The organism is Synergistaceae bacterium, assembly GCA_017444345.1.
GTDB lineage: Bacteria > Synergistota > Synergistia > Synergistales > Aminobacteriaceae > JAFUXM01.
This window is the reverse complement of sequence record JAFSWW010000067.1, coordinates 1-10,117: the sequence shown is the minus strand read 5'-3', so window position 1 is coordinate 10,117 and position 10,117 is coordinate 1. Positions and strand designations below refer to the sequence as shown.

The following is a 10,117-nucleotide window of genomic DNA, read 5'->3' as shown; positions in this document are numbered from 1 at the left end:
TTTTGACCTAGCAAGCTGAATCTCATCACGTTTCAGTCGAGCTTCCTTTAATGAAATATGTGGATAAGTACCGAGTGATAATTGATGCTCTTTTTTATTTTCCCAGTAACGGAAAATCCAATATTTACGCCCTGAAGGATCAATACGCAAGTATAAGCCTCGTTCATCGCGAATCATATAACTTTTTTCGCGGGGCTTTGCGCTTTTGACTGTTAACCCAATAAGCATTGTTATTACTCCTTTTTTTGTTGACCGTACAAAAACTAATATAAAATTTTTCTTGTACGATAATGCATATGATTTAGCAGGTTTTTATTGTATCTTGCAGGAGCAATAATAACACAAAAGCCCGCTCTATTGCAGGCTTTACACATTCAACAAATTTTATCTGATTATACTTTGATGGACTGTGAGGGACTCGAACCCACGGCCCGCTGATTAAGAGTCAGCTGCTCTACCAACTGAGCTAACAGTCCATATTACTTTATTACTACTGGCGCGCCCTGCAGGATTCGAACCCGCGGCCTACAGATCCGAAGTCTGTCGCTCTATCCAACTGAGCTAAGAGCGCTTTACTATTACTCTTTCTGAGGGTGAATGAAGGGACTTGAACCCTCAACCGCCGGAACCACAATCCGAAGCTCTAACCAATTGCGCTACATTCACCATTATTGCGTTTACATTATGGCGCGCTCTGCAGGATTCGAACCCGCGGCCTACGGCTTAGAAGGCCGTTGCTCTATCCAGCTGAGCTAAGAGCGCGTTTTGTTGCATCCGACTTTTATTATTTATGAGCGGGAAACGGGATTCGAACCCGCGACCTACGGCTTGGAAGGCCATCGCTCTAGCCAACTGAGCTATTCCCGCATATTTATTACTCGTTCACTCTGGTCGGGGCGAGAAGATTCGAACTTCCGACCCCCTGCTCCCAAAGCAGGTGCGCTAACCAGACTGCGCTACGCCCCGCAAAACTTTCTTATTACGGTCGTTCAACGAGTAATTATTATAACTCTCATGCTTTATTTGTCAAATTTATTATATTGTCGTAAAAAATTTCTCCCTCTGAGAATAATACAGCTTGACCCGATATAATTACTCTATCTTTCTCAAGCTCGCAATATAAATAGCCTCCTCTTTCTGAAGCCTGATATGCCGTGATTTGTTTCTTGTTTAATTTATTTATCCAATACGGAGCTATATGGCAATGTCCTGAACCGCAGACGGGATCTTCATTTATTGCAAGTTTCGGCCCGAATGAACGCGATATACAATCAATGTTATTACTGCCCTGCGCTGTTACGTGAACTAATAGGCCGTCAAGAGATTTTATTTTCTCAAGATCGGGGTTGCAATTTATCACGCTTTCTGAATCTTTCAGCACGCATAATAAATCACGTCCCATAAATGCACATTCAGGAGTAACTCCGCCCAGTGCCGAAATTATTTCGCTCGTAACAGGAACAGGATTTAATTTATATGACGGGAAGTTCATAGCGTATAAATCTTTTTCTCGTTTTACAGCAAGGGGGCCGCTTATTGTGTCAAATATTACTGTGTTAGAGTCATCGTAGAAATTCATTAATATAAACGCGCTCGCAAGTGTTGCATGTCCGCATAAATCGACTTCACTATTTGGAGTAAACCAGCGTAATTTGTAATGCATTGAGTCCTTCACGATAAAAGCCGTCTCTGAAAAATTATTCTCACGAGCTATATTTATCATTAATTTATCATTCAGCCATGAGTCCATTACACAAACTGCTGCTTGATTTCCTGAAAAAATTTTATCGGTGAATGCGTCAACTATATATTGTTTCATCAAAAATTATTCCTCACTTTAAGACGTAGATTTTGCAGCGTCAAGATTAATAAATAGTTATGATAGCACAAAATAATAAAAATTTTTTCGCGTGTGATTAGGTAAAGAATTTAAGTTTATGAGCGCATGAGTGGGTCAAAAATTTGCGCGTGAAAATTGCATTACAACAAAAATTTTTTGCTTTGTGAAATATTGCTATGACTAGGAAAATTTCACTTTTTTGTAGCTGTAAATGTAGCTGTAAAAATTTAATGGATTCGCAAAAGATTTCTTATTTGAGGCCTTATATATCCGACTAAATAAAGACTCCCGCATATAAGCAATAAATTATTATTATTATATTTTAAGGCTTGCTTTACGGCGTTCAATGGCAAGTCAAAACATTCGGGATTATTTGCCCATGAAAATTTTTGCGAGGCTTTGAATAACTCATCAGGAGTCGCGGCTCTAGGTGTGTCGGGTACGGTCGTAAAATATATAGAAGGCTTTAAATTTTTGCTGAGTAACTCAAGACAGCCGGGGAAGTCTTTATCTCTCATTGCCGCATAAATCACTGAAAAATTTTTATCAGCCCATAAAGATTTTAAGCTCTCACATAAATTTTTGACTCCGTCGTAATTATGCCCGCCGTCAAGAATAATTAACGGATTCCGCGAAATTATTTCAAGTCTTCCCGGCCAAGCTGCTTTTAACATGCCCCGATAAATTAACTCTTTAGAAATTAACGGGAATCTATCACGTATACAGGAAATTGCAGAGAGTGCCAGTGCCGCGTTATTAATTTGATATTGACCGGTTAAATTTGTGTGAACGTCCTTAAGTTGCAATAACGGCGCGTTAAAGTCAAAAAAATTTCCTTCAGGGGTTATGCGTATATTATTAATTTCTGCCTGCTCACTGACTACAAAGCCGAGTGATTTATGATTTTCACAAAATTTCTTGAAAAGCGGAATCAAACTCGAGTCAACTCCTGAAAAAACAGCCGGTGTATCAGCTTTAATTACAGCAAATTTTTCACTCGCTATGCTTTCAAGTGTCGGGCCTAAATATTCCATGTGATCGAAAGAAATCGACGCTATAACAGAACACGCAGTATCAGCAAGTAAATTAGTAGCGTCAAATCTTCCTCCGAGTCCTGCTTCAATGACTCCGGCCTGAATATTATTTTCACGAGCTAAGACAAATGCACAGGCCGTTAAAATCTCAAAAAATGTCGGCTTGTCATCGTCGTTAATTGCTTGAATGACTATATTTGCGGCGTTAATCCAGTCCTGTAAGCTCAACTTTTCACCGTTAATTAATAATCTCTCAGAGTAAGACTCTAAATGCGGACTCGAATAAAAACAAGTTCTATAGCCCGACTCTTTCAGTATTGACGAAATAAACGCGCCCGTTGAGCCTTTCCCGTTAGTACCGACAATGTGAACGGCCTTAAAAGTATTTTGCGGATTGCCTAATCTCTCAAGCAAGCGGGACATTCTTTCAAGGCCGGGAATAATTTTCTTGATTGAATGAGCGTATAAAATTTTTTCGAGTTCGTCAAAATTTGCCATGTTTATATATTATTTAGACTTAGGGGGCGGAACTACAAAACTTGTCTTGAATCCCATAGACTTCATTTTGTGCATAACCTGCTCGGCTGATTTCTTATCTGCTCCGGCTAAGACCCAGACTTTAATATATTTAGACGCAGGATTTGAATATACTACAGTTTTATAGCCTGCCTTGTTAATTTTTTCTGCGCCCTCGTTTGCTGCTGCCTTTAAAGTATATGCGCCGACTTGTACCCGCCATTGTTTTGAAGCCGGTAAATCTTGAGTCTTGGCCGGTTTGGGCTGTTCTTTCTTGACAGGTGCCGGGCTTGCTTGTTTTGCGGGAGTCTGTGCGGGCTTGACCGGCTCAACATTTTCGGGAGCTTTCACAGGTTCGGCGACAACTATAACGGGCGTAGAAGTTTCTTTAATGCCGGGAGCTGCTAATAAATTCGTGTCAGACGCGGCAATATCTTCAGACGATACAGCGATTAAATTATTACTTGTTTCAGAGTTTGACTCTCTTTCTGCGCGCGCTTCACGTTCTGCCATCAAAGCGGGAGACTCAGCAAATGCCCTCGTTGAAGAAATCCCCGGGGAAGTTCTCATGCCATTAAGGAAAAATTGCCGTCCTGCAATGATTAACAAGACTACAGCAGCGACACTGACAACGGGTAAAATAATATCACCGAATGACGGCAAAATCCCGCGTTTCTTAATGCCTCTGCGTATAGTCGAGCGTCTGGGCTCAGTCCTTGAGGTTCTTTCTGAATAGGGCCGGCTGGTCATATGGCTTCCTCTGGAATCCCGGGAATACGCTGAAATCGTCATTTGATGGAGAAGTTAATCTAGCTTCTTCGAGTCCTCCGCCTTCTTGGGCGCGTCTCTTCTTAGTGTATGAGTCATATAAAGAATTGACTCGTGAAGGCTGCTGAGGCTGTACAATATTTTGTCTTTGCGGCTGCTGTTGTACCTGCTGGACTCTCGACTGAACTTTTTCGGGTGCCTGTTCGGGCTTGGCTATGGGCTTGCGGACTTTTCCGTCATCGGGGAACGTAGCAATTAATGTAACGTGAACTTTATCACCGAGCGACTCATCAATGACATGTCCCCAGATAACTTGAGCGTCAGGATCTGCTGTCTCTTCGATAATTTTTGCTGCGTCCGACATTTCGCCGAGCATGATCTCGCTTCCTGTTGTAACGTTGAGTAAGATTCCTTTTGCGCCGGTAACAGGAAATGTCATTAACGGTGAAGTAATTGCGTTCTTTGCGGCCTTTGTCGCTCTGTCTTCGCCTTCTCCTTCGCCCATTCCCATTATTGCCGTGCCTGCGTCTGTGAGAACTGCTTTAATATCTGCAAAGTCAAGATTTATAAATCCGTTCTTAGTGATCAAATCTGTAACTCCCTGTACTGCCTGACGTAGAACCTCATCAACTTTTTTATAAGCGTCAACGATTTTAATTTTCACGCCGTTTTCCATCTGAAGCAATTTATCATTCTCGACAATTAATAAAGCGTCGACGTTTTTCTTTAACTGTGCGATTCCCTCTTCGGCTGTGTGCATACGCTTGCCCATTTCGAAACCGAACGGCTTTGTAACGACTCCGACGACAAGGACTCCCATATCTTTGGCAGCTTCAGCAATAACCGGGGCTGCTCCTGTACCTGTTCCGCCGCCCATTCCGGCAGTAACAAATAACATATCTGCACCAGTTATATATTCTTTGATCCGGTCAATACTTTCTTTTGCGGCATTTGCTCCGACTTGTGGATTAGCACCTGCACCGAGTCCGCGTGTTAAAGCCTCACCGAGAATAATTTTATTAGGAGCTTGACTCATGTCTAATGCTCTTGCGTCAGTGTTAGCAGCAACAAAATCAACGCCCTGAACTCCAGACTCGATTATGTGATTGAGTGCGTTACCTCCTCCTCCGCCGACTCCAAATACTACAATTTTTTCATTTTGACGTATATTATTATTCGTTAGATTGAATAACTGATTTTGATTCATTCGCTTAATCTCCTCCCTAAGTTAAGTATATATCATATATCCATGAAAAATAATTTTATTGTATTTTTACGAGCATTACAAGATTATATTTTATCAAAACAGGCCGCGCAATCTCGTCATGAAATTCCCTATAGCTTCACGCAAATTATTTTCTTTAGGGCGGTCGTCATCGTCATAGTCTTCATTGTCGTAGCCGTCTTCGTCATTACCAGAGTCATAATAATCCGGCTCGTCATTATAATCGCGCTGTCTAGTTTTCTCGCGTTCTCTCTTAATCGGGCGGGGCTCTTCTCTTTCCGGCCTGTCATTGCGTTCCGGTTCGTCAATTTCTTCAGTCTCGACTCCGTCAAACTCGTCATTATTATTATTATCATCACGATTATCACGATTTCGAGTCCTGTTATTAAATTGTTCAGCGTCCATAAACACATAGGGGTCGCTTTCTTTGATTAGGCAATATTTCAAGATTCCTGCGGCACTGACATAAGCGGGATTATCGAGTCCATATGACAACGGATAAATAGGTTCGCTAACTTTTCTGACTGGCATTTGCAGAATATCAGCTAAAATATTTTCGATTCCGGGAGTCTTAGATACTCCGCCCGATAAAATTATGCCGCTCGGAAAATGCTGGGGCGTACACTCGGCCAAAGCTGCACGGACATAATCGCCGAATAATTCTTCAACTCTTGCAAGAATAACCTGCACAGCTAAATCTACGTCAATTCCTTCACTGCGTAACTCTTCGGGATTACTAGTAAATATTATTTTCTTGAGCTGCTCGGCCTGCCCAGGGTGCATATGCAAAACTGTAGCCAAATCGCTCTTAATATGATCTCCGCCGATTGGTATGCTTATAACTCTGAAAGCCCGCCCGCCCCTATAAAGCACGATTCCAGTTGTGCCGCCGCCTATACAAATCGAAATACAGCCCGAACGCATTTCTTCTTCATAGACAGCACCTAATGACGAAGCAAGAGGCTTTAATATTAATCCCTTAACTTCAAGCCCGGCCTTACGCACGCAGTCTCTTACATTCTGAACGTGATTAATCGGCACTGCTACAGTTTGCAGCCACATATCGAGTCTATTTCCGTTCATGTTCAAAGGCTCATCAACCGGGCGGCCGTCAAGTTCGTAACTAGTCGGGATCATGTGAAGAGAGTATAAATTATTGCGTAAATTCACGTTTAAATCTTCACGAGCGCGGCCTATAAGCCTGTCTAAATCTTTGCGTTCTACAGATTTTGACTCTCTTGCGCTTGACATTCCGGGAAGAGTTATAAATCCGTGACTCGATTCGCTTTTAATATCCATAGCGTTAAATGCGACTACTACATTGCTTAATTTTCTTGATGATATGCCGGTCATTCCTTGCGCGTCCTGAAGTGCTTTCGTTACGGACTGCTGGGCTTCCTGAATATTTACAATTACGCCGCGTGAAATTCCGCGTGAAGGTGCGTCCCCGAATCCTATTACGTGCACTGAATCAGGATAATCGCGATCTCTCTCGGCGACTATCATTGTAGTTTTCGTTGTTCCCATACTCAGTCCTACTAGAAGACTGTCAGATTTTACCGGCATTTTATCTAATTCCCTCTCTCTAAAAATTTATCTATATTATAAATTACGCAATAAAATTTTCCCCTCATATGTTGCGTCTATTATATGACTCCCGCCCTCACTTATTAAGCGGGAAAATAAATCTTCTATAATTTCGCCGACATCTTGACCGCGATATTTTTCACGCTGTAAATAAAGCACAAAATTTTGACTCCCCTGTGAGAGTTTCAGGACAAATAAATCCATTCCTGCACGGCGTTCCCATGTAATTTCGCTGGCTGTGTCATACCATTTGAAGCCCTTAAACTCTTCCATGAATGACGCAATTATATCCGTTGAAATCGGCGATCTGAAGACTCCAAATAACGGAACTTGTTTATTATTATTGCCCTGCTCCGGAATCTTCCAGATTACGCGTCCTGCTGATTCCTCATTTGGGCGGCCTTTTTCTGACTCCCACATTCGGCCGTCTCGTGAAATACACCATATTTTGCCGCGCCATTCTACTTTTATCCACGCCGGGAGCCACTGTAATTTTGTCTCGAAATGCCCTAGTCCTGTCATGTTTGTATTTACTGTTACTGGCAAATCGCGCTCAAGAAATTCTTTGATTCCCTCCGAATCTTTTAATAAATACGGCCAGAAAGTTATACACCGATTCGGGAATACTTCCCATAAACGCCGCTCAAGTTCTTGAGATTGAGCCTCAACGTGATAATTTTTCAGGGCGAACCAGAATCTATATTCATTTAGGCGCATGGACCCGCCGAGAATAAATACTATCAGCATAAAAGCTCTAAGGCGTAAACGCACAGCAAACTCACTGTCGCACAAAGCACGGGGCAGCAATCTTTATTTCTTGCTCTAAATTTATCCCCGTGAGAGTCAAAACTTTTCTGCGGCAAATTTCTATCAAATTAACTATATCAGAATATGACGCGTTATTAATATTTAATATAAAATTTGCGTGTTTATCAGATACTACAGCACCGCCGACAGAAATATTTTTACAGCCGCAGTCATCTAATAACTTCCCCGCAGAAAACCCAGCAGGATTCTTAAACGTACACCCGGCCGACCTGAAATTTAACGGCTGATTTTTCCGGCTCGATAAAACTTTTTGATATTCGTCTTCGTTCCATGATAAAGCATTATCGAGTCTTATTTTTGCCGAAATTATTATTATTTTCTCGTCAGCCAGCGAACATTTACGATATTCAAAGCTGAAATCATCTGCACTGAAAATTTTTAGATTACCAGTTGAGTCAAGAGTCAAAACGCTTTCTACTAGTTCGCAAATTCCATGTCCTGACGTTCCTGCATTGCCGTAAATCGCGCCTCCCAGTGTTCCGGGAATTCCCGCAGCAAACTCAAGCCCGCCGAGATTCTTATCACGAAAATTTTTAACGAGCAAAGGCAGCTTATAACCTGATTGAATCTCTATAAAATTTTCTGACCAGTTAATTGCGCTTAAATTCCCAGTCGCTATAACGAGGCCGTCAATCATAGAATCAGGAAAAATTAAATTACTCCCTCCGCCGATTACATAAACGGGCAGATTTTCATTTTTTGAAGCCAGTAAAATTTTTACAAACTCACTCACTGACTCAGGAGCAGCGAAATATTTTGCATTCCCTCCGACACCGAGCGTGCATAAATCTCTTAATGGCTTATTCTCGTTAATATTTTGCAAACTAGTTAATAACATATTTATTTCTCGTTAAATATCCCTGATAAATTTTAAGTAATTATACCCTAAATAAAATCAAACTCTAAAATTTTAACTCAAAAACTTTTCACCGATTTTGTAAACATCGCCCGCTCCCATTGTAATAAATATATCGTCTGCCTTTAATTCCGGCCTGATAAAATCAATTGCGTCATCAAAATTTACGAGCGTTATAATTTTCTTGCTGAATCTAATAATTTCCTGCGCTGAACTGTGCGGGATTTCCTGCTCACTTGCTGCATAAACGGGCAATAAATAAATTTCGTCGGCCAAGTTTAAAGAATTCGCAATATCTTCGGCAAAAATCGCAGTCCGTGAAAATCTGTGAGGCTGATACAAAACTATAATTCTTTTTCCGGGATAAATTCCGCGTACTGCCCTAAGAGTCGCGCTGATTTCTGCAGGGTGATGGGCGTAATCGTCAAGAATTGTTATATTATTTGCTGTAACTCCTTTGAGCTGCATTCGACGTTCTGAACCGTGAAAATTTTTTAGAATCTCCGTGCTTGTCTCGAAATCTATTCCGTTAATATAAGCTGCTGAAATTGCCGCCAAAGAATTTAATATATTGTGTTCACCTGATATAGCAAGTCTTAGAGTTCCCATTTCTTGTTTATTATGAGAGATTTTGCAGGAAATTCCGCCGCCGGGATTTGTTGTTATGTCATATGCGCCCCAGTCGTAACTTTTGCCCCAGCCGTATCTATAAATATTTTTGCGGTTTTTGCATGAGTCAAAAACTTTCGCGGCTCCCTCGTCTTCTGCGCAGATTATTAACGAATCTTTCCGGCCGTCTGCAAATCTCGTGAAAGCCTCTATAACTTCATCGCGTGTCTTATAGTGATCTACGTGATCCCAGTCCGCATTAGTAATTATTGCCGTTGAAGGTGTAAAGAGTTCAAATGTTCCGTCGCTCTCGTCAAGTTCAGCGATAAAAAATTGCCCTGTTCCTGATATTGAGTTGCTGCCTAAATCCGGGACGTTCGCACCTATATAAATTGTCGGGTTTAATCCGGCTTTCATGAAAATTAATCCCGTCATTGATGATGTTGTAGTTTTGCCGTGAGCTCCTGCAATCCCTATACCATTATATTTATTAAATAATTCGCTCAAAGCCTGAGCACGCGATAAAATTTTTATGCCTTGATTCTTGGCCGCAATTAATTCGGGGTTGTCGTGATTTATTGCTGAACTAATTATTAAAGCATCGGGCTTGTAAATATTTATATGTTCGGGAGAATGGCCGATTACGCAGGGGATATTATTATCAAGATGATACGAGGACTCTTTTAGGTCGCAGCCTGTTACGTTAAGCCCATGAGCCTTAAGAAGATTTGCAAGTGCGCTCATTCCTGAACCGCCTATTCCCATGAGGTGAACATTATTCAAGAAATTTCACTCCTAATTATCAAGATTTAAGATTCAAGATTAATTATATAGATTATATTATTTATTTATTA

General features: G+C 41.2%; 9 protein-coding genes and 6 tRNA genes. All 15 read right to left on the bottom strand.

The annotated features are described in order from the left end of the window. Positions 1 to 228: DUF4102 domain-containing protein (locus IJS99_04750; protein ID MBQ7561125.1), on the bottom strand; the 228-nt coding region annotated here is incomplete at its 3' end. Between the two features lie 175 nt (positions 229 to 403). Further along, a tRNA-Lys gene (locus tag IJS99_04745) sits at positions 404 to 476 on the bottom strand. Positions 477 to 494: 18 nt separating this feature from the next. Beyond that, positions 495 to 571, bottom strand: a tRNA-Arg gene (locus IJS99_04740). A 21-nt stretch (positions 572 to 592) separates the two neighbouring features. Beyond that, a tRNA-His gene (locus IJS99_04735) sits at positions 593 to 666 on the bottom strand. Between the two features lie 19 nt (positions 667 to 685). Continuing rightward, positions 686 to 762: transfer RNA gene (locus IJS99_04730), tRNA-Arg, on the bottom strand. Between the two features lie 31 nt (positions 763 to 793). Beyond that, a tRNA-Gly gene (locus tag IJS99_04725) sits at positions 794 to 867 on the bottom strand. 21 nt (positions 868 to 888) lie between these two features. Then, positions 889 to 966: transfer RNA gene (locus IJS99_04720), tRNA-Pro, on the bottom strand. A 46-nt stretch (positions 967 to 1,012) separates the two neighbouring features. Beyond that, the gene (locus IJS99_04715; protein ID MBQ7561124.1) at positions 1,013 to 1,819 is read right to left on the bottom strand and encodes a PhzF family phenazine biosynthesis protein; all 807 of its coding nucleotides are present in this window, start codon (positions 1,817 to 1,819) and stop codon (positions 1,013 to 1,015) included. A gap of 248 nt (positions 1,820 to 2,067) precedes the next feature. Next, positions 2,068 to 3,372 carry a bifunctional folylpolyglutamate synthase/dihydrofolate synthase gene (locus IJS99_04710; GenBank protein ID MBQ7561123.1) on the bottom strand — a complete coding sequence of 435 codons (1,305 nt, stop codon included), beginning with the start codon at positions 3,370 to 3,372 and terminating at the stop codon, positions 2,068 to 2,070. Positions 3,373 to 3,381: 9 nt separating this feature from the next. Continuing rightward, complete coding sequence (locus IJS99_04705; protein MBQ7561122.1) at positions 3,382 to 4,140, bottom strand: SPOR domain-containing protein; 759 nt, start codon at positions 4,138 to 4,140, stop codon at positions 3,382 to 3,384. Next, positions 4,100 to 5,365 carry a cell division protein FtsZ gene (ftsZ, locus tag IJS99_04700; GenBank protein MBQ7561121.1) on the bottom strand — a complete coding sequence of 422 codons (1,266 nt, stop codon included), beginning with the start codon at positions 5,363 to 5,365 and terminating at the stop codon, positions 4,100 to 4,102. The genes IJS99_04705 and ftsZ overlap by 41 nt, the downstream gene beginning before the upstream one ends. A 93-nt stretch (positions 5,366 to 5,458) precedes the next feature. Continuing rightward, positions 5,459 to 6,949 carry a cell division protein FtsA gene (gene ftsA, locus IJS99_04695; protein MBQ7561120.1) on the bottom strand — a complete coding sequence of 497 codons (1,491 nt, stop codon included), beginning with the start codon at positions 6,947 to 6,949 and terminating at the stop codon, positions 5,459 to 5,461. Positions 6,950 to 6,985: 36 nt separating this feature from the next. Continuing rightward, positions 6,986 to 7,687 carry a hypothetical protein gene (locus IJS99_04690; protein ID MBQ7561119.1) on the bottom strand — a complete coding sequence of 234 codons (702 nt, stop codon included), beginning with the start codon at positions 7,685 to 7,687 and terminating at the stop codon, positions 6,986 to 6,988. Between the two features lie 61 nt (positions 7,688 to 7,748). After that, complete coding sequence (gene murB, locus IJS99_04685) at positions 7,749 to 8,636, bottom strand: UDP-N-acetylmuramate dehydrogenase (GenBank protein MBQ7561118.1); 888 nt, start codon at positions 8,634 to 8,636, stop codon at positions 7,749 to 7,751. Between the two features lie 72 nt (positions 8,637 to 8,708). Continuing rightward, positions 8,709 to 10,046 (bottom strand): UDP-N-acetylmuramate--L-alanine ligase, encoded by a 1,338-nt coding sequence (gene murC, locus IJS99_04680; protein MBQ7561117.1) that lies wholly within the window; start codon positions 10,044 to 10,046, stop codon positions 8,709 to 8,711. Between the last annotated feature and the right edge of the window lie 71 nt (positions 10,047 to 10,117).

Bases quoted from the DNA above. Each gene is read 5' to 3' on its own strand.
- IJS99_04705 (MBQ7561122.1), bottom strand. From the start codon at position 4,140: ATGACCAGCCGGCCCTATTCAGAAAGAACCTCAAGGACTGAGCCCAGA.
- murB (MBQ7561118.1), bottom strand. From the start codon at position 8,636: ATGTTATTAACTAGTTTGCAAAATATTAACGAGAATAAGCCATTAAGA.
- ftsA (MBQ7561120.1), bottom strand. From the start codon at position 6,949: ATGCCGGTAAAATCTGACAGTCTTCTAGTAGGACTGAGTATGGGAACA.
- ftsZ (MBQ7561121.1), bottom strand. From the start codon at position 5,365: ATGAATCAAAATCAGTTATTCAATCTAACGAATAATAATATACGTCAA.
- IJS99_04690 (MBQ7561119.1), bottom strand. From the start codon at position 7,687: ATGCGCCTAAATGAATATAGATTCTGGTTCGCCCTGAAAAATTATCAC.
- IJS99_04715 (MBQ7561124.1), bottom strand. From the start codon at position 1,819: ATGAAACAATATATAGTTGACGCATTCACCGATAAAATTTTTTCAGGA.
- IJS99_04710 (MBQ7561123.1), bottom strand. From the start codon at position 3,372: ATGGCAAATTTTGACGAACTCGAAAAAATTTTATACGCTCATTCAATC.